An 18,687-nucleotide genomic window follows, 5' to 3' on the forward strand; every position below is an offset into this window, starting at 1 on the left:
ATTTCTTCTTGAGTCCCCGCAACTCCGCGCGCAACTCTTTGTCATACCCAGTTCAACTACCCTTCTGATCATTCCCCATGCTTAAAACCACCCGTCGTTCCACCGCAGCGTTTACCCTGATCGAGCTTTTGACCGTCGTCGCGATCATCGGTATTCTTGCCGCTATTGTTATTCCCTCCGTCGGCAAAGCACGCGAAAAGGCCCAGCGCGTCGTCGACATGAGTAACATCAAACAGCTCGTCCAATCGGCGATCATGTATGCCAACGACAACAAGGACAAATTCCCGACCGTCGCTGCATCTACCAGTGCCGCCCAATGGGGATACTTAGTCGCCTCCAGTGCTGATATCAACGACCCGTACTTCTTTATCGCCAAAAACGACATCGTCGACATCGCGCCCCCCGCAACCATCTATAAGGTTGAAAACGGGTCTAAGAGCGTTGATACAGCATTCACGGGCTTAAGCGATCTCAGCGTGGCGGTTGTCGCCGGCGGAAAACTCGGGGATAGCTCAACCACTCCATTGGTATTTACCCGTGGCTTGAACAAAAGCGGCACATGGGAACCCACCAAAGGTGTCTATAAGGATGACGGCGGCTACATCGGCTTTATCGGCGGCAACGTCTCTTGGTTCAAAACCACCGCCGGTTCACTCTCGCAACCTAGCGGTTCAGCAACGGACAGTATCAAGGATACGATCACCTCAGCGAAAAAGATACTCTCCACCGCGAATGCGGGTGATGCTGTTGGCAATGGCTCCGGCACCTAAACCCCACTACTTCACGTGATTCCGGCCCAGCAAATAATTGCTGGGCCTTTTTTTTCGTAGTGACTCGACCAAGTGGTCCATGCACACCAAACCTCACGCCATAATCACTCAATATCTCCCACTTTTAACGCATGAGCACCGCTGCCGCCGCCAACCCCACCTACATCATCGGACACAAGAACCCCGATGCTGACTCCATTTGCGCGGCCATCGCCTACGCCTCCTACAAAGAGGCCAAGGGCGAGAGCGGATTCCTCCCCGCGCGCTGCGGTAATTCCAACGCCCGCATCGACACCATTCTCACCCGATTCCACCAACCCCTGCCGGTTTACATCAGCGATGTCACCCCACGCGTACGTGACCTGATGGTGCGCGACGTCATCTCAGTTTGCCAAACTGCCACTTGCGCCGAGGCCCTCGAAATCATCGACCAACACGATGTGCGTACCCTGCCCGTGGTCGCCGAGGACAACCGCGTCATCGGTTCGGTCTCCGTGTTCCAACTGGGAAGTTTTTTCGTCCCCCAACTCCGCGAGCCGCGCGAGATGCGCAAGGTGTTCACCTCACTGGCCAACATCTCCCGCGCCCTTAAGGCCGTGACCATCCACGTCGACCGCCCTGATTTTGCCGAGGAACTCTTCGTGCGCGTCGGTGCCATGGACGTAAAGTCCTTCGGCACCGTTTCCGCCGGCGAAGGCATTCCCTTCAACAAGACCATCATCATCGTGGGCGACCGCCGCGATATTCAGCAGCGTTCCATCGAACTGGGCGTACGCGTGCTCGTCGTCACCGGCAACCTGCCGGTCGATGCCGATGTTATTCTCGCGGCTAAGGCCGCCGGCGTTTCCCTGATGGTGAGCCCCTACGATTCGGCCACCACCGCCTGGATCATCCGCAGCGCCACCACGCTGGAGCGACTCGTCGACCGCAAGTTTGCCTCGCTCAGCGCCGACCTGCGCATCGGCGAGCTGCGCAAGAAATTATCCACCTCGACGATCCCCTCCTACATGGTCGTCGACGACGAAGGTAAACTGCAGGGAATCCTCACCCGCACCGACGTGCTCAAACCGGTTAAAACCCGCCTCGTGCTCGTCGACCATAACGAGATGACGCAAGCGGTGAGCGGCGCCGACCAAGTGACCATCGTCGAAATCATCGACCACCACCGCCTCGGCTCGCTCAACACCCAGCACCCGATCCTCTTCATCAACGAGCCGGTTGGCTCCACCTGCACCATCATCGCCGATTTGTTCCGCCGCGACGGACTCGTGCCCTCCCCCGACATCGCCGGCATCATGATGAGCGGCATCATCTCCGACACCCTCCACCTCAACAGCCCGACCACCACGGAAAAGGACGGCATCATTCTCACCTGGCTGTCCAAGATCGCAGGGGTCAACTCGCGCGAACTCGCCACTGAACTCTTCAACTCCGGCTCGGTGATCCTGGCCAACCCGCCCGAAAAAGTCATCCGCTCCGACTTCAAAATCTACGAGGAAGACGGCACGCGCTTCGCCGTTTCCCAGATCGAGGAACTCGGATTTGGCAACTTTTGGAAGCACTCCCGCGAGCTCGCCGATGCACTGCAAGCCCTGCGCACGGAGGAGTCGCTCTTGTTCGCCTGCGTGCTCATCACCGACATCAACACCCAAAACTCTCTGCTACTGGTCAAGGGTGAGGCCGAGTTCATCAGCCGAATCAATTATACGGCGGTGCAAAAGGACGAGATTTTCGACACCCCGGGCATCGTCAGCCGGAAAAAACAACTCATCCCCTACATCGGCAGCATCCTCAAAGAAATGAATTCCGACGGGGTCATGCCAACGGGCTTTTCCAAGTCCGCCGTTGCCGTCGAATCCTGAGCCGCCGTACTGGTTAACCCGCCTCGTGGCCTTGCGCGTGCGCGCAGGGTGTTTTCCACCCAAAAGCCATCGCCCACCGTCATCCCGGCCCGGTTCCGTCAAACTCGGCTCAAACGGCGCATGGCCCTTACTTCAGCGCGCCATCCGTGGCGAAGGACGCGTAGACCACGCCGATCAGGTTGTAACGCGTCACCCGCTCGCGGTCCTCGGACTCGTTGTTTAACCCCTGCACGCGCCAGCCGTCGTTGCCGGGCGCGAGTAACACGTGAACGACCCGTCGCCCGTGGCGGTTAACGTAACCGATCTGCATTCCGGGCTTAAGATTGGCGTAATCGATCGGGGCCAACACCAACACGGTGCGATCCCCGTAAATGGGCCGCATCGAATCCCCGCTGCCGATCACCGTCTCCCGGCCGGATTGGCGGGCCGAAACCTGCTCCGCGTCCTGCCAGGCCTGCAGCCGGCCCACATCCGACGAAGGCACCGGCTTGAGACTGGGCGTGTGCTCCGGCGTGCTCACGCAACCGGTCAGCAACAAGCCTGCCCCCATCAGCCACCCGTGGATGCGCAATTGATCTCCTTTCATCGTGTTATGCTACTTGTTATCGGCCCACCCTCGAAATTATTAACAAAAAAATTTGTCGTGTAATTCTAATCTACGACTTCAGATTTATTACTTCGGACCGATGTTAGTAAAACCCCCGCCCTGTTTTATTCATTCCGCCCCTTCTGTATGAAACGACTCGTCATCATTGAAGATCAGACCGCCATCCGTGAGATGTCAGTGGAAATTCTTCGCCTCGACCCCAACTACAAACTGGTCGGCGAAAGCGGTGAAGGCCAAAACGCCCTTAACCTGTGCATGGAGGTAAAACCCGATCTTTTGGTGCTCGATGCCAAGCTGCCCGGCCTCAATGGCGTGGACCTGCTCCGGCGTTTGTCCAAACAGCTCAAAAACGTGCGCGTACTGGTTTTTTCTGGACACGAAAATCCGGTGCTGGTTCGCGAGATGCTCGAGGCGGGCGCCCACGGGTTTGTCGAAAAAACCGCCGGCCTCTTCGAGTTCAAAAAAGGCCTGGAAACCGTCGCCAATGGCGGCACCTATTTCGGCCCGGCGGTTGCCTCTCTGCTGCGCAACGTGGTGGCCAACCCCGCCTCCAGCGCCACCGCGGACTTCCTCACCGATCGCGAACGCGAAATCCTCCAACTGGTCGCCGAGAGCAACAGCACCAAGGAGATCGCCTGCAAACTCGATATCAGCGTGAAGACTGTGGACAACCACCGCACCAATCTCATGCGCAAGCTCAACCTCCACGATGTCGCCAGCCTCACCCGCTACGCCCTCGATGTCGGCCTCATTGAGCCCAATAAAGCCAAGGCTTCCTGATAGATCACGGTGTTGCACACCTAGGCGCTCGCTTGTGACTATCGTTTAACTTAAACGCCCTCCGAAGGTACACGACTAATACCAATTCGTGTTCAAGATGAGCTTAAAGAACCTGGTTCTTGGGGGCGCGGATACCTTTGGGTAAAGACCTTGAGCTCACGCTCAAGGCCACGAGGAGTGTGTTCGCGAAGCGTGTGGCCTTGAGAGTGAGCGAGCTAAGGGATGCCGTAGAACGCTATGAGTATAACTGGCCACCAGGGCGAGTTGCCTCCCACCGTAAAAACGCATCGCTTCGCCCGCGGCGGGTTGTCCATGTTGAGCGCGTGTCAGACTCTCTTACGCTCAAGCCGATCGGCTTCATCCGCACCGGCAAACAGGTGAAATTCCACGCGCGCCACCAACCCACCGATGGTGACGCGGAGTGCAACGTCTTGGAATTACTGCCTGGGGTAAACTTCGAGCAAGCGCTGCAGGACGTTGCCGGCTTCGACCGGGTGTGGCTGTTGTGGTGGTTTCATCGCAACGAGACGTGGCGGCCCCTGGTGCTGCCCCCACGCGGCCCTTCACAGCGCCGGGGCGTTTTTTCCACCCGCTCACCGCACCGCCCCAACCCGCTCGGCATGACTCCCGTGCGTCTCCTCGGCGTCGAGGGGCGCAGGCTGCTGCTCGGCGCCTGCGACTTGGTCGAAGGCACGCCGGTCTTCGATGTAAAACCCTACGTGCCCGCCTACGATTCGTTCCCTGCGGCAAAGGCCGGCTGGATCGACGAAGTGGATACCCTGGTCAACGCCCCAGCTCCATTCACGGTTACCTTCGCCCCCCTCGCCGAAGTCCAGGCGCAGTGGTTGCGCGCGGAGCACAGAGTCGATTTCACTCCGCGGCTCATCGAACTGCTTTCGCGTGATCCCTCGCCGCACCGCACGCGACGAATCCGCAAACGGCCGTCGGGCGGCTTTGAAATCGGCTGCGGTGCTTGGCGGGCCGCATTTGCGCTAGAAGCCGAGAGCGTGACCGTAACCGCACTGGAAACGGGGTATCCGCTGCGATTTTTAACCCGTGAAGGTTACGAAGCGGTGCCCGACCGCGAAGCCCAGTTGGCGTTTCTCTCCCGCTGGCCGGAGACGCAGGCGGAAACTACGGGGGAAAGCCAAACTTCGGAATTTTAACCGCTAATGAACGCTAATTTACGCTAAGTTCAGAGATCGTTGCCTCGTTTTTTTAGCGTCCATTAGCGTTCATTAGCGGTTAAAACGGTTCGCTTGTATGGCGTTGAACGGGAAACCGCCTCAGATCTGGAAGTCGCCCCGGCCCGAGCTCTCGTGCAGCCCGCACTCGCGCTTGAGTCCGCCGAAGCGCGTCTGCTCCTCGGTCATACCGGCCTCGAGTTTCGAGGTGCTGTGCCAGTCGCCGACCGACACATAACCCTCTTCCCACAGCGGGTGATAATTGAGCCCGTGCTCAGTCAGGTACTGGTGGATCGTACGGTTGTCCCAATCGATGATCGGGTGGACTTTGGTGACCTTGTTTTGATGCTGCACCACCGGCAATTGGCCACGGGTACTGGCTTGCGTGCGGCGCAACCCGGCGAGCCAAGCGGTAGCGCCCAGTTCGCGCACAGCGCGGTCCATCGGCTCGACCTTGTTGAGGTGGTTGTAGCGCTTCAGCCCGTCGAGACCGAGCTCCCACTGTTTGCCGTACAGCGCCTCCTGCTGCGCCGCAGTCTGTGCCGGCACGTAACTCTTGAGGTTGAGATTAAGCTTCTTGGTCAAATCAGCGGCGAACCGATACGTCTCGGGAAACAGGTAGCCGGTATCGATAAAAATCACCGGAATCTGCGGCACGATCCGAGTCACCAAATGCAACATCACCGCCGCCTGGATGCCAAAACTGGTGGTCAGCACCAAACCGTCTCCATAGGTGTCCACCGCCCAGCGCACCCGAGCCTCCGCCGTCGCACGTTCAAGATCAGGGGTGTCGGCGGCGGGCACAGCAGTGGGGACAACGGAATTCATTAAGGGTCAAAACCTGATTACTTTATGTCCTAAGTAAAGTTAAAGGTGGATAAATAAAATAACCCGCTCTTTTGGAGTGGGTTAAATCCACCTTTCGACAGGGGATTTAGCTTACAACGAGGCCAGTAGGCGGGCGATTTCGTCACGTTTCGCCTGCAACTCGGCCAGTTGCTTGCGCGCGCCGTCGAGCACCGCCACCGGAGCTTTGCTCGTGAAGGTCACATTGCCCAAACGCGCCTCGGTGCCCGCGATGTGTTTGCCCACCGTATCGAGCTCCTTGGTCAAACGCACCCGTTCGGCCGCCGCGTCGACCTTCACCCCGGTATCGACGAAAAGCGTGCCGAAGGGCGTGACAATCGCGGGCAACGCGAGCTCGGCGGCAGTCCGGGTAATCTCGGCCGCGCCAACCAACCGCGTGAGCTTCGCCGACGCGGCGGACAACGTGCTCCAAGCCGTGTCCGTGCCGAGGGCGAGGAATTTAACGTCGCGCTTTTGGCCGACGTTTTGGTCGGTCTTCAACTGGCGCGCAAGGGTCACGAACTGCTTGAGCGTTTCCACGCGGCCGGAGGCATGCGCGTCGAGTTGAATGCCGCGAACGTGGAGCGTGGCGACCAAGTCGGCGGGCGACTCGATGCGGGCGTCTTGCACGAAGGGTTTTCCGGGGGCCGCGTAGCCGAGTAGCGACCAGAGTTCTTCGGTGATGAACGGCTCGAACGGTTCAAACAGGAGCAGGAATTGGCGAATCACCAAGTCCTGCATCGCGAGCGCGTGGTCTTTGACCGCCGGGTCCTGCACTCGGGATTTGGCAACCTCGACATACCAGTCGCAAAAATCGTTCCAGAAAAACGAATACAGGCGCTGGGTGGCGCCGGCGAATTCGAAGTCGGTGAACCCGCGCTCGACGGTCTTCATCGTGTCGAGCAGCGCAGCGATCAACGCATGGTCGTCGTCGTCGAGCTTGGTCGCGTCTAGGCGGGCGAGGATGACACCGAGCGAGGAGTTGTCGCTCATGGCACCGTTCATCTGGCGGAAACGGCAGGCGTTCCAGAGCTTGTTGCTGAAGTTTTTACCGCTCTCGATGCGGTCTTCGTCGAACTTCACGTCCTGGCCCAGCGGTGCCATTTGCAGCAGGCCGAAGCGCAGGCCGTCGGCGCCGTACTTTTGGATGAGGTCGAGCGGGTCGGGCGAGTTACCTAGGGTTTTCGACATCTTGCGGCCCTGCTTGTCGCGCACGATGCCGTTAAAATAAACGTGTTTGAACGGAATGCGTTCCTCCACGGGCGCGCCGGGTTTGGCGAATTCGAGGCCAGCCATGATCATGCGAGCGACCCAGAAAAAGATGATGTCGGCACCGGTCGCGAGCGTGGTGGTCGGGTAGAACTGGGCGAAGTTGGCCTTGGCCTGCGCCTCGGCGTCAGGCCAGCCGAGGGTGGCAAAAGGCCACAGCCAGGACGATGCCCAGGTATCGAGCACGTCGTCTTCCTGCATCCAGTTATCGGGATCGGCGGGGCCTTCGAGCGAGACGTGGATTTTCTTCGGATCGCGCAGGTCGGCCTCGGTGAGTTTTTCGCGGTCGACGCCCTTGGCGTACCAAACCGGAATGCGGTGGCCCCACCAGAGTTGGCGGGAGATGCACCAGTCCTGAATGTTATCGAGCCAGTTGAGGTAAACCTTCGACCAGCGCTCGGGGTGCATCTGGATGAGGCCGTCGCGCACAACCTGCTTGGCCTCCTCGACGCGCGGATAACGCAACCACCACTGCTGGGTGAGGCGCGGTTCGATCGGCACGCCAGCACGCTGGGAATAACCGACGTTGTTTTCGTAGGCCTTGGCCTCGATGAGATTGCCGCTGGCTTCGAGCAGCTCGGCGGCCTTTTTGCGGGCGGCGAAACGCTCCATTCCGGCCAGCTCGGGACCGGCGAATTCATTCATCGTGCCGTCGGCGTTGAGCGCGTCGATCACGGGGAGTTGGTGGCGCTGGCCGATCTCGAAATCGACCTTGTCGTGGGCCGGGGTGACCTTGAGCGCACCGGCGGCAAAGGCGGGATCGACCGCCTCATCGGCAATGATCGGGATCTGCACGCGCTCGCCGAGGGGACGCCAGACCTTTTTACCCACGAGATGGGTGTAGCGGGAGTCGTTGGGATGGACGGCCACGGCGACGTCGGCGGCGATGGTCTCGGGGCGCGTGGTTTCGAGGATGAGGTGGGTCAGCGGGGTGACGTTACCCTCGGCGTCGGTGGTGGTGGACGGCTCGACCAGCTCGTAGCGCAAACGGTACATAAAACCCTTGGTCGGGCGCATCTCGACCTCCTCGTCGGAGAGCGCGGTGAGCGAGGCGGGGCACCAGTTGACCATACGTTTGCCACGGTAAATGCAGGCGCGGCCCTGTTCGTCGGTGCTGTTAAACAGCTTCACAAACGAGGTGAGCACGGCCTTCGAGTAGCCGGGGTCCATGGTGAAATGGGTGCGGTCCCAGTCGCAGGAACAGCCGAGTTCGCGCAGTTGTTTTAAGATATGGTCGCCCTTCTCGTCGCGCCACGTCCACACGCGTTTGAGAAACTCCTCACGGCCGAGATCGCGGCGGCCCTTGCCCTCGGTTTTTTTGAGGTGTTTTTCCACCATCGTCTGCGTGGCGATGCCGGCGTGGTCGGTGCCGGGGATCCAGCAGGCGGCCTTGCCCTCGAGGCGGGCGCGGCGGATGAGCGCGTCCTGCAGGGTGTTATTGAGGACGTGGCCCATGTGCAGGATGCCGGTGACATTGGGCGGCGGGATGACGATGGAGTAAGTCTCCTGGCCGGGGGCGGCATGGCCGGCGAAGCACTTGGCTTCCTGCCAGGCGGCATACCATTTGGCTTCAACGTCGCGGGCTTCGTAGCTCTTGGTGATCTCGGGCATGGTCGTAAAAAATTAAGCCCGCGAGCCAACCGGCGCCCGCGAGCGCTGGCAAGCGTCGGTATTTGGGACCGGCGAAACCATGCGCGTGCGCGCATAGTTAAACATCAAGAGGTCCCCCTGCCCAAATAAGAGCCGCAACTCTTTCGCCGCTCCCAACCTCCATCCAACGCCACGATGGGTGGGCTGGGCGCGATTTATCCAAACCTGGGGCCGCCTAGGTGAAGGGCCCGTTTCAATCCGCGCCCCGATCCGAAGACCGGCACCGCCGATTCATTGAACAGCTAAACACCTGAATACTAACAAAGGAGCGGAATAAGCGGGACAAGCCCCAGGAATTCATTTTGGCTGGGTGAATGATGCCGGCCGAAACGAACCCGTCGAACCCCCAAGGGGAGGTGATTTCGCTGCGCCACTTGCAGGTGCAGGTGCTAGACAGCCCCGAGTTAAACGCCCGAGCGCAGGGGCTGCTTGAGGAGCATCACTATCTGGGCGCGGTGAAACCGGTGGGCGAGCGGCTGCTGTACGCGGTGAGCGATGCGCAGGGCACCTGGGTGGCGGTGCTGGTGTTTGCGGCGGCGGCGCTGCACCTGCGCGGCCGGGAGGCGTGGATTGGCTGGAGTGGCGAACAGCGCCGACGCCGATTGGCGCTGGTGGTCAACAACGTGCGGTTCCTGCTGCTGCCCAAGCCGGCGGTGCCCAACTTGGGCTCGGCGGTTTTGAGCCGGGTGCTCGGCCGGCTCAGTGCCGACTGGCAGTCGCGTTACGAGCACCCCGTGCTCGTCGTGGAAACCTTCGTCGACCCCGAGCGTTTTACGGGAAGTGTATACAAGGCATCCGGGTGGACCGAGTTGGGCCTGACCAAGGGCAACACGCGTAAGTCGCGCGATTACTACGAGCACCACGCCAAGCCCAAGCGCTTGTTTGTGCGCGAGCTGGAGCCCCGGGCCCGGAGAGCTCTTCAGGCAGGGCAGATCAAACCCTCGCTGGCTGCGGTGGAGGCGAAAGTTCCGGTGCGAAGTACCCTGAAGGCCCCCGATTTAATCAGCCTGGCGGAGGCCTTCCGGCAAGTGCCTGAATACCGCGCCTACATCGGGGCCTATCCCTTGCACGCGCTGCTGGCGATCACGGCGGCGGCCTATCTGGCCGGAGCACCCCGCGGCCAACGTGACCTGGCCGCTTTCGCCCGCCGGCTCTCCCCGGTCCAACGCCAAGCCCTCGGGGTGATCCGCCGCCGCGGCAAATACGGCGCTCCCAGCCAGCCCACCTTCAGCCGTCTGTTCGCCCGTGTGCAGGCCGCGCGCATCGAGGAGGTTTTACTCGCCCACCAACGCCAGGTGCGAGGCGAGCCTCCCGCCACCGAGATCGTGGTCATCGACGGCAAAGTCCCCAAGCACAGCGGCGGACAAAACGTCGTGACCGCGGTTACCTCGCCGAGCTTGTTTTATCTCGGCAGCGAGGTCGTCGCCGAAAAAAGTAACGAGATTCCCGCCGCCCGCGCCCTGTGTGAGAGACTCGATTTGGTCGATAAACTCGTGAGCCTTGATGCCCTGCATACCCAGGCGGACACCGCGCGGGCGATCGTACTGGAGCATGGCGGCGACTACCTGTTCACCGTCAAAGGCAATCAGCCCGGCTTGCAGAAAATCGTAGCAGCGCAAGTGCCCGATCCGGGCGCCCCTTTTTTGACCCGTTAAAAGATCCCGCTGCCGAGCAACGTACCACCCAGGAAAAGAAGCACCCCGTGACGCGCACCCTGGTGGCGCGCGAGTTGAGCGCGGAAAGCGCCTGCTTCCCCCTGGTGGCGCAAGCCGCGAGAATCTGCCGAAAACGCCACGGCAAGCCCACCGAGACCGTGGCGCTGATCACCAGTCGCCCCGCCGCCGAGTTGACTCCCGCCCAATGGCTGGAGGTCAACATTGCGCACTGGGGAATCGAGACCGGTTTGCATGCCCGCCTCGACGCCTCGCGCCAGGATGATCGCTGCCGATTACGCCGCCCGAACGCGGTGCGCATCCACGGCATGTTCAACCGCTGGGCCAACAGCCTGTTCATGCACTGGCGCGGTCAACGAACTAAAAAACGCCACCTTTATACCTCCGACTTTATCGCCCACATGTCCGAAAATCATGACCGTCGCGCGCTCCGCGCACTTACCTCGGTAAACTTCCCGCTATGAATCGGCGCTGGAAGACCGGGGCGATCGGGGATGTAAGGTTGCATGGAGCCCGTGCCGAGGTTTCAATCCGCGCCCCGATCCGAAGACCGGGGCGATCGTTAGGCGTTGGCTCGCTGTTGTAAGATTTACGGTTTCAATCCGCGCCCCGATCCGAAGACCGGGGCGATAACAAGCAGCCAAGCACAGGCCCCCTTAAACCACGGTTTCAATCCGCGCCCCGATCCGAAGACCGGGGCGATTGTTTATATGTCTGACGGCTCATCTCGTAATTCAGTTTCAATCCGCGCCCCGATCCGAAGACCGGGGCGATATCGTTTTGATTGCTACCGCTTCACCTGATAACCAGGTTTCAATCCGCGCCCCGATCCGAAGACCGGGGCGATACGGCCAACGACATCGCCACCAATCTCAGCCAGTGTTTCAATCCGCGCCCCGATCCGAAGACCGGGGCGATATTCGGTTCCTGCGCCTTGATTGGGTTTTTGCTTGTTTCAATCCGCGCCCCGATCCGAAGACCGGGGCGATTGGATCGAGTACAGCAGCCTCAGTAATAGTAAAAGTTTCAATCCGCGCCCCGATCCGAAGACCGGGGCGATAATTTCCGTCAGAAAATCAACACACAACACACAGGTTTCAATCCGCGCCCCGATCCGAAGACCGGGGCGATTTCCAACATGTTGATGCGGTCCCCGATGACTTGAGTTTCAATCCGCGCCCCGATCCGAAGACCGGGGCGATGCATCCGCCTGTGTGTTCCCTTCGAGCACACCACGGTTTCAATCCGCGCCCCGATCCGAAGACCGGGGCGATGGTCTGCACGGTGGCGGCGCCTGAGTTCATCGTGGGTTTCAATCCGCGCCCCGATCCGAAGACCGGGGCGATGGATAGATGGGAAAAACACTCAAACCGATCCTCGGTTTCAATCCGCGCCCCGATCCGAAGACCGGGGCGATATTAAAGAGCCATGAGACCCGCCGCCATCAATATCGTTTCAATCCGCGCCCCGATCCGAAGACCGGGGCGATGGGCCGCCACCCGTACCGGAATCGGCCTTTGGGAGTTTCAATCCGCGCCCCGATCCGAAGACCGGGGCGATGCAGCAACGCGAGAACGACCGGCGGAATCGCCACGGTTTCAATCCGCGCCCCGATCCGAAGACCGGGGCGATTCCACTAGCACAAGACCCCACACGCCTCGTAAAAGTTTCAATCCGCGCCCCGATCCGAAGACCGGGGCGATCAGCGCACCACGCGCCTTATCGCTCACCGTGTCGGTTTCAATCCGCGCCCCGATCCGAAGACCGGGGCGATTGTGACCACGTTGTAATCAGGGCTCATTGCAACAGTTTCAATCCGCGCCCCGATCCGAAGACCGGGGCGATGTGCCATCGACAGACGCACGCGCCAACCAGTCAGTTTCAATCCGCGCCCCGATCCGAAGACCGGGGCGATGCTCTTATCGACGCCACCGTGCAAGGCTACTGATGTTTCAATCCGCGCCCCGATCCGAAGACCGGGGCGATATCCGACGGCGCGAGTATCCCCGCCGATCCGCTCGTTTCAATCCGCGCCCCGATCCGAAGACCGGGGCGATCGCGAACCAGTTTTCAGGCTGATTGCTAAGGAGTTCTGAGTCGATTTTGCGAACATGTCAAAGAACAGAAAGACGGAACGGTATTCATCTGCGCTGGAAGAGTTCATTTCTCCTCTAAAGTTCACCCCCATGCGAAAGGGTGCGGGCCCCGGCGAGGCGACCGGTTCGCTCAACCACACTACAACACGAGCGTGTCCTCCACCACATTCACCGGCTGAAGCGCTCCATGGTGTTCAATCCGATCCTTGGCTGATTGGTCGATAAAATAGATCCGCAGCGAGTCCTGCGTGACATCGATTTCGGCCAATAGCCGCGCCCTTAACTCCACCCATTCTTTTTGGCCGAGCTGCATCTCGAAAACCGATTTTTGCACCCGCACCCCAAACGAAGTGCAGGCCTTGGCCACACGCCGCAATCGACGGGCCCCGGCGCGTTCGTCGCGCGTACAAACATCGTAGGTGATGAGTAAAAACATGACGGGGTTTAACTAAAAAGATGCGGGGCGTAGTCGATCTCGGCACGCAATGCCCGGGCCAATAACTTCGCCTGGATAAACACCAGTTGCCCGTGCCTTACTTTTTCCAGAAACAGGGGGTGAACGGCCTCTTCTTGTTTACGCTGCTGGTAAGCCGACACCAGGATTTTACGCGCCGCCTCGGTCAAATCCACAGCCCCGCCATCGCGTTCGACAAAATGAGCCGCCTTGAGTTCGCCGCGATTGAGCAAGGTGAGTCCCAGTCGCTCCACCCAAGGGCGAAACTCCTCCATCAGGTCCAGCGCCAGCGACTCCCGCCCTGCTCGGTCGGTGTGAAGAAAACCTACAAAGGGATCGAGGCCGACGGCTGTAAGTGCTGTAACGCAGTCATGGCGCAACAACGCATACAAGAACGACAGCAAGGCGTTGATCGCATCGCGTGGCGGCCGCCGATTACGCCCGTCAAAGGGAAATACCTCGCGCAGCGCCGGCCGCAGGTGACGGGAAAACACTTCAAAGTGCAGTGCCGCCGCCCGGCCCTCCAGCCCGCGAATAACATCGGGGTCTTCAATCGTGCGACCGAGTTCACGCAACAGGTGGGCATGGGCATCGGCCGCTGTGCGCAGCAGCTCACGATCGTCGTCACTTGCGGCGTCGCGGGCACTACGGGACAACAACCAGCGCACGTTATGCAGCTTCCCCGCAACGAAACTTCGCGCCAGCCCAGCCGACCGGGCGGGGTTACTGGCCGCCGTATGTTGCGCCCGGCGCAGCATCATTGATCCCTGCGGCACACCCTCGACCCGTGCCTCCAGCCGCCCCCAATCGGTAAAATAACAGACACTGGCTCCGTGCTCCCAACACAGGCGCATAGCCGAGGGCGATACATAGATGTCAGCCCCAAAGACGAAGACCGACTCCAGATTATGGACCGGCAACGAGAGCTTGAGCTGCTTGTCCTGTTCGACACGGAGGGCCAAGCCGTCGCGGCGCAACGAGAGCCCTGGGGTGAGCAGGTAGAGAACATTTTGTAGCGTTTGAGCCATGAGCGGTGCGGCCTCGGGTGAAAGAATTAAGCGTAATCGCGTGGTTCGTAGAGCCATACTCGGCGCAGGGCCGAGGCTTCGGGCAGACAGACTCCGCGCAGTGAACAACCGTCGCACTGGGGCCGCAGGACCGCTGGCGGGGAGCAGGACTGGGAGAGAGTAGTGCGGAGGGCGGCCAACGTCGCCACGGTGAGGGCGCGCAGCCCTTCATCGAAGACCACTTCGGTACGCTTGGCGGAAGCGACATGGAAAATAAGGCCGGACTCGATATGAAGGCCGAACATTTCTTCGAGGCAGAGGGCCTGGGCGCAAAGCTGCGCCTGGTCGTTGGCCCAGCGACGGGCCGGACCTTTTTTGTACTCCACCGGTCGAATTTCAACAACGCGGTCGCTAGACGGGTCGCGGCGTACCTCCACCAGATCGGCTTTGCCGGAAAGCCCGAGACGGTCGGAGAACAGCGGCAAGGCGCGCAGCAGTTCCCAGCCAGCGCGGTGTTCATAGCCGGGCGTGTCCACCGCCTCGTGGGCGAGGGTGCCGAGGAGCGTGTGTTCGTTGTCCACAAATACGCGCTCGGTGTGGATCAAGTAGGCGCGGCGCGGGCAGTAAAGAAACTGGTTGAGCGCACTGATCGGTACTTTTTCCAACGTGATCATTAGCATCGGGTCATGGAAACCGCGTCGCTGTCACCATAAGGTACGAATGCCGAAAGACGCGAAGGCGGGATCCCAGGTGATGAGCACGGCGTTTTCGATCTCGGCCTGAGCGGCCAGTAGCCGGTCGAAGGGGTCGCCATGCTCCAGTGAATAACGACCTGCCTGGCGGGCATGCCCATGGTCAACCGGGAGCATCGACCACCGCTCGGCTTTGACGGTGTTATCCCATCCCAACTGGAGTCCCGACGGCAGGGCGAGCTTACCCAAGCGGTGCTTGGTTTCGACTTCGAAGACCGTGACGGCGCTCAGCCAACACCGATTGGCAGGATTGCGAATGGCCTGACGGGCTGCACGACTTAGCCGGGGGTGGTCATCGAGCCACCACAGCACCACATGGGTATCGAGCAGCAGGTTCACGCCAAGTTCAGGGGGTCGGTCGGGCTCGTCATGAGTCCGGTGCACTCAGCCGGTAACGGAGCCAATGCCTCAGCCGGGGGCAGCGCGCCGAACATCCCTTTAAAGCGGCCCGGTTGACGCGGTTCATCGGGCGCATGGGCCGCCAGCGGTACGAGCCGGGCGAAGGGGTGCCCGGCGCGGGCAATGATGATTTCCTCGCCGGCCTCGACCCGGCTGAGCAGTCGGGACAGTTGGGTCTTGGCCTCATGGACATTGACCACGTTGGCCAGCGAAACGAGGCGGGCCTGCGTCCCACCCCGTTTTGAGGATGATCGCTGAACTCCATTTTTGGAGGGGAGGCGCGGCTTGGTTACGGGCATGGAGTGAGGTTAGCTAAGTGCTTAGCTAGGTCAATGACTGGATCGCTGATGCCCCCACTGTACCACCCCGCAACTGCCGGAGTGAGAGAACACGGACGTCAGCGCGTGGGCTAGCTTTGACGCGGCCCGATGGCGATGTCCTGCCCTTCGTGGCGAAGGTGGAGTTTAACGCCCTTGGGCAGGTTGTCGGTCGTCCACGTGTTCACCACGCTATAGTCGGCAAAGGACTCGGGGAAGCATTTACCCGAGGCTTTGGCCTCGTCGGAAAGCGAAACCTGGACGCCTTCGATGAGTTTATGGGCATGGGCGCAGCCGAGACGGGCCTCGCGGCGATTTTGGTCGGCGTTATTGGCGTGTTGGGTGCCGACGTGTTCAAAATCGTAGAGGCCGCGCACGATCATTTCGCCACGGGCGGCGGAGCGGTCATGCTCAAACATGGAGAGCAGCGCCTGGAAAAGAACATCGAGGTCGGCTTGGGTGAAGCCGGTTTTCTCGGCGAAAGCCGGGGAGACATAGCCCTTGGCCGCATAAAGGCCGTAGGGAACGATGTGTTTGTTGCCCATGGTGCGCTCTTTTTTGGCGTCCTCTTCTTTAGTCACCGCACAGCGAGTGATGGTCACCTCCAGCGGCGTGATGGGGTGCAGGGATTGGCCAAAGGTGAATTGCACGGGCCCACGCACCTGACCAAAAGCAGAGCCTTTGAGCACGCCGTCGCCAGTGGAGATGACACCGCCAAAAGTGCGCACGTCGAAGAACTCGCGGCACAGCCAGTTTTTGGCGGCTTCGGCTTTTTTGGAATCGCTGGCATCTTTGGGGAGGCTTTCGGCTGCGGCGAGTTCCCCCTTCTTTTGCTCCGTTTCGATGACCGCTCCTTGTTTGATCAGGATGTTGAAGCCGTTGTCGGTGGCGCTGTCGCGGGTGGCGGGAAAAAGTTCGAGGAAGTTGCGGACTTTGCGTTTGAGGCAGACATCGGTGACGAGGCCGCGGTTGGTATTGGGGTCGAGGCGCGGCATGTTGCCGGCATCGGGGTCGCCGTTGGGGTTGCCGTTGGTGACTTCAAACAGGAGGAGGAAATCGTGACGATTGGTGAGGATGCTGGAGCTCATAGTGGTGGGTTGATTTTAACGAAAAAGGGAAAGAGGCGGGGCTTAGGCGGTGACGGGGTTTTCTTTCTTGTTTGCGTGGCGGGCGGCCGCGTCGGCGGCGTGTTGCTGGTAAAAACCGAGGGCGAAGCGGCCTTGGGCTTGGAGGTCGAGGGTGCGAGGGAAAGAGGGCGGTAAACCGGCGCGGGCCGGCTTGAACAGGGTCAGGACGGCTTCGATCTGCTGCTGGATAAACCGCTCGTGGCCACCGAAGCGGGGCGACTTGCGGATTTTAGTGATGTGATGTCGATTCAACCGAATGAGCAGGGGCAGGACGCTCGATGGCGACACGCCGGCGGTGCCGAAGTAGCGTTCGGCCACGCCGGCACCTTCGAGCTTGAACTCGTGGGCTTTGGCTTGGGCGTCGGAAAGGATGGCGAGGAGGCGGCCGCAGTTGTAAGCGGCGTCCTCGGTGTCGGCGGTAAGTGACGGTTGAATTTCCATGATGTCGGGGGTGCGGTTGCGATTGAGAATGAGTTTAATCAGGGCGAAGCGGCTTTCGTCGTAGAGCAGGTTGTAGGTGTCGTCGCGGACGAGACGGGAGTGGAGCTGGTTGAGGATGGGCTGGAGCAGCGAAGGAGACGGCGCGGTGCCTTCGAGGGCGGCGCGGTAGAGCTGGGCAGGAATATCGGGTGAGAGGTCTTTGGCTTCGCGCACCGTAGTGCAGGAAAGCCAGTAAATGGAGAGCGGATGGTAGTCCTTTTCCTTGGCCACCGCTTTGGATGCTTTCTTGGCGGGACGGGCCGGCAGCTCGATTTCGAGCGCCTTAAACCAGGCGTGCAGATTTTCGACCGCCCGCTCCAAGCTAATATCCATCCAGTGGCGGACGACGATGCGGCCGGAGTTACCCGCCAGCGTGACGGCGTAGAAGCGGTCACGACGGGCGATTTCACGCTCGATTCCGGAAAAGGGGGCGAGCACGAAATCTCGCACTGTTTTGGGATCGGGCCGGTTTAAGAATGCAAAGGGAGTTTGGGCGACCGCCGTTTGCGCAGGCCAAAAACAAAGGCAGGTTTGGCCGATACGAATTGAGTGATTGGTGTGTCCGATCAGGTGATTCAGGGCGACGCTATACGCCGTAGCCGCCTCATCGGATGTCGGTGAATTGAGGCTTTGATCGAAGCCGTAGGATGAAAAAGCCGGTTTATCAAAGGAGACGATGGCGGCCCCGAATGACTGGGTGTTGGGCACCCCTTGAATTTTCGGGTTATGGGTCGGGGCAAGTTTCTGGTCCTCCATGCCGGTAACCAGGCAACGCCCAGTGACAAAACCGCTGCGCGCCGCAGCCACTTCGTTACCGTGACGCTCCCGCCAAAAGTGCCGGAGCGATTCATTTTCCACCAAGAGCTCGCCATTAACGCGGAAGGTGAAGTTTTCTGGACCAAGCCGCGCAACCGAGCCGCTGGCCGTTGTGAGCCACCAAGCCGACTTATCAGATTTACCATCGGTGGCTTTACCCCAGCGAAGGAAGCTCGGGGGCCGGGCCGCGAGTTGTCGGCCGAACAGGAGGAGTGCGCTTAACTCAGACGAGGGCCGGGCTAGTTGGGCTGCCTCAATTTGAGCCCAGAAATCACTGCGCTTGGCCGCATTGTTGGCATCGCGCCCCGTTCTTTTCGCTTCGGGCATAGGCGCGTCCGGATCGGCGTCCAAGCCAAACACGGCTGTAAGTCCATCGGCCATAAACTCGGACACGCCCCCGGCCACCTTGGGGCGGGTGGTTTGTGGGCAACTAAACTCCTTGCCCCGCTTGTCATCGCCGGTGGCTTGTGGTCCAGCGCCGAGGAGATTGCCGTTATTGTCTAGTTCGATGATCCATCGCACGGCCTTCGGTGAAAAGGCCAGATCGTCCAGCAGGTTCCGCGAGACCGCAAAGTCGTAGAGGTGTTTGAGCAGCATG

General features: G+C 60.4%; 15 protein-coding genes and 1 CRISPR repeat array. Of the genes, 5 read left to right on the top strand and 10 right to left on the bottom strand.

All coding sequences use genetic code 11. From position 1 onward, the window contains the following. The first annotated feature begins 77 nt into the window (after window positions 1–77). Both H2170_04405 and H2170_04410 read left to right on the top strand, forming a co-directional pair. Window positions 78–770 (top strand): type II secretion system protein, encoded by a 693-nt coding sequence (locus H2170_04405; GenBank protein ID MCS6299328.1) that lies wholly within the window; start codon window positions 78–80, stop codon window positions 768–770. A gap of 131 nt (window positions 771–901) precedes the next feature. Continuing rightward, window positions 902–2,632 (top strand): putative manganese-dependent inorganic diphosphatase, encoded by a 1,731-nt coding sequence (locus H2170_04410; GenBank protein MCS6299329.1) that lies wholly within the window; start codon window positions 902–904, stop codon window positions 2,630–2,632. 127 nt (window positions 2,633–2,759) lie between these two features. Here the strand turns inward: H2170_04410 and H2170_04415 are convergent, their stop codons facing one another. Beyond that, complete coding sequence (locus H2170_04415; GenBank protein ID MCS6299330.1) at window positions 2,760–3,218, bottom strand: S24/S26 family peptidase; 459 nt, start codon at window positions 3,216–3,218, stop codon at window positions 2,760–2,762. Window positions 3,219–3,365: 147 nt separating this feature from the next. Between H2170_04415 and H2170_04420 the strand changes: the two genes are divergently transcribed. Together H2170_04420 and tsaA are read left to right on the top strand one after the other, a co-directional pair. Next, window positions 3,366–4,019, top strand: coding sequence for a response regulator transcription factor (locus H2170_04420; protein MCS6299331.1), 654 nt, complete (start codon window positions 3,366–3,368; stop codon window positions 4,017–4,019). A gap of 323 nt (window positions 4,020–4,342) precedes the next feature. Further along, window positions 4,343–5,185 (top strand): tRNA (N6-threonylcarbamoyladenosine(37)-N6)-methyltransferase TrmO, encoded by an 843-nt coding sequence (gene tsaA, locus H2170_04425; protein MCS6299332.1) that lies wholly within the window; start codon window positions 4,343–4,345, stop codon window positions 5,183–5,185. Window positions 5,186–5,305: 120 nt separating this feature from the next. Here tsaA and H2170_04430 read toward each other — a convergent pair whose 3' ends face one another. Both H2170_04430 and H2170_04435 read right to left on the bottom strand, forming a co-directional pair. Continuing rightward, entirely contained in the window at window positions 5,306–6,031 is a 726-nt protein-coding gene (locus H2170_04430; GenBank protein MCS6299333.1) for a phosphoadenylyl-sulfate reductase, read from the bottom strand. A 111-nt stretch (window positions 6,032–6,142) separates the two neighbouring features. Beyond that, window positions 6,143–8,929 (bottom strand): valine--tRNA ligase, encoded by a 2,787-nt coding sequence (locus H2170_04435; GenBank protein MCS6299334.1) that lies wholly within the window; start codon window positions 8,927–8,929, stop codon window positions 6,143–6,145. 353 nt (window positions 8,930–9,282) lie between these two features. Between H2170_04435 and H2170_04440 the strand changes: the two genes are divergently transcribed. After that, window positions 9,283–10,623 carry an ISAs1 family transposase gene (locus tag H2170_04440; GenBank protein ID MCS6299335.1) on the top strand — a complete coding sequence of 447 codons (1,341 nt, stop codon included), beginning with the start codon at window positions 9,283–9,285 and terminating at the stop codon, window positions 10,621–10,623. A gap of 470 nt (window positions 10,624–11,093) precedes the next feature. Further along, a CRISPR array of direct repeats spans window positions 11,094–12,698; the repeat unit is 37 nt; unit sequence GTTTCAATCCGCGCCCCGATCCGAAGACCGGGGCGAT. Between the two features lie 178 nt (window positions 12,699–12,876). Here H2170_04440 and cas2 read toward each other — a convergent pair. The 7 genes from cas2 to cas8c form a co-directional block, all read right to left on the bottom strand. Next, window positions 12,877–13,173: a CRISPR-associated endonuclease Cas2 gene (gene cas2, locus H2170_04445; GenBank protein MCS6299336.1), complete on the bottom strand. Its 297-nt coding sequence runs from the start codon at window positions 13,171–13,173 to the stop codon at window positions 12,877–12,879. Window positions 13,174–13,181: 8 nt separating this feature from the next. Further along, window positions 13,182–14,219, bottom strand: a complete 1,038-nt coding sequence (gene cas1c / locus H2170_04450) for a type I-C CRISPR-associated endonuclease Cas1 (GenBank protein ID MCS6299337.1) — start codon at window positions 14,217–14,219, stop codon at window positions 13,182–13,184. A gap of 26 nt (window positions 14,220–14,245) precedes the next feature. Beyond that, the gene (gene cas4 / locus H2170_04455; GenBank protein MCS6299338.1) at window positions 14,246–14,878 is read right to left on the bottom strand and encodes a CRISPR-associated protein Cas4; all 633 of its coding nucleotides are present in this window, start codon (window positions 14,876–14,878) and stop codon (window positions 14,246–14,248) included. A gap of 24 nt (window positions 14,879–14,902) precedes the next feature. After that, window positions 14,903–15,289 (bottom strand): type II toxin-antitoxin system VapC family toxin, encoded by a 387-nt coding sequence (locus H2170_04460; protein MCS6299339.1) that lies wholly within the window; start codon window positions 15,287–15,289, stop codon window positions 14,903–14,905. After that, the gene (locus H2170_04465; protein MCS6299340.1) at window positions 15,286–15,558 is read right to left on the bottom strand and encodes a type II toxin-antitoxin system Phd/YefM family antitoxin; all 273 of its coding nucleotides are present in this window, start codon (window positions 15,556–15,558) and stop codon (window positions 15,286–15,288) included. The genes H2170_04460 and H2170_04465 overlap by 4 nt, the downstream gene beginning before the upstream one ends. Window positions 15,559–15,758: 200 nt before the next feature. Continuing rightward, complete coding sequence (gene cas7c / locus H2170_04470; GenBank protein ID MCS6299341.1) at window positions 15,759–16,754, bottom strand: type I-C CRISPR-associated protein Cas7/Csd2; 996 nt, start codon at window positions 16,752–16,754, stop codon at window positions 15,759–15,761. A 42-nt stretch (window positions 16,755–16,796) separates the two neighbouring features. Further along, window positions 16,797–18,686, bottom strand: coding sequence for a type I-C CRISPR-associated protein Cas8c/Csd1 (gene cas8c / locus H2170_04475; GenBank protein ID MCS6299342.1), 1,890 nt, complete (start codon window positions 18,684–18,686; stop codon window positions 16,797–16,799). Window position 18,687 lies beyond the last annotated feature (1 nt).

This window comes from Opitutus sp., from assembly GCA_024998815.1.
Lineage (GTDB): Bacteria > Verrucomicrobiota > Verrucomicrobiia > Opitutales > Opitutaceae > Rariglobus.

Coding starts and splice junctions, on each gene's coding strand:
- H2170_04430 (MCS6299333.1), bottom strand. CDS start 6,031: ATGAATTCCGTTGTCCCCACTGCTGTGCCCGCCGCCGACACCCCTGAT.
- cas4 (MCS6299338.1), bottom strand. CDS start 14,878: ATGCTAATGATCACGTTGGAAAAAGTACCGATCAGTGCGCTCAACCAG.
- cas2 (MCS6299336.1), bottom strand. CDS start 13,173: ATGTTTTTACTCATCACCTACGATGTTTGTACGCGCGACGAACGCGCC.
- cas8c (MCS6299342.1), bottom strand. CDS start 18,686: ATGCTGCTCAAACACCTCTACGACTTTGCGGTCTCGCGGAACCTGCTG.
- H2170_04440 (MCS6299335.1), top strand. CDS start 9,283: ATGATGCCGGCCGAAACGAACCCGTCGAACCCCCAAGGGGAGGTGATT.
- H2170_04405 (MCS6299328.1), top strand. CDS start 78: ATGCTTAAAACCACCCGTCGTTCCACCGCAGCGTTTACCCTGATCGAG.
- H2170_04415 (MCS6299330.1), bottom strand. CDS start 3,218: ATGAAAGGAGATCAATTGCGCATCCACGGGTGGCTGATGGGGGCAGGC.
- cas7c (MCS6299341.1), bottom strand. CDS start 16,754: ATGAGCTCCAGCATCCTCACCAATCGTCACGATTTCCTCCTCCTGTTT.
- cas1c (MCS6299337.1), bottom strand. CDS start 14,219: ATGGCTCAAACGCTACAAAATGTTCTCTACCTGCTCACCCCAGGGCTC.
- H2170_04435 (MCS6299334.1), bottom strand. CDS start 8,929: ATGCCCGAGATCACCAAGAGCTACGAAGCCCGCGACGTTGAAGCCAAA.
- H2170_04410 (MCS6299329.1), top strand. CDS start 902: ATGAGCACCGCTGCCGCCGCCAACCCCACCTACATCATCGGACACAAG.
- H2170_04420 (MCS6299331.1), top strand. CDS start 3,366: ATGAAACGACTCGTCATCATTGAAGATCAGACCGCCATCCGTGAGATG.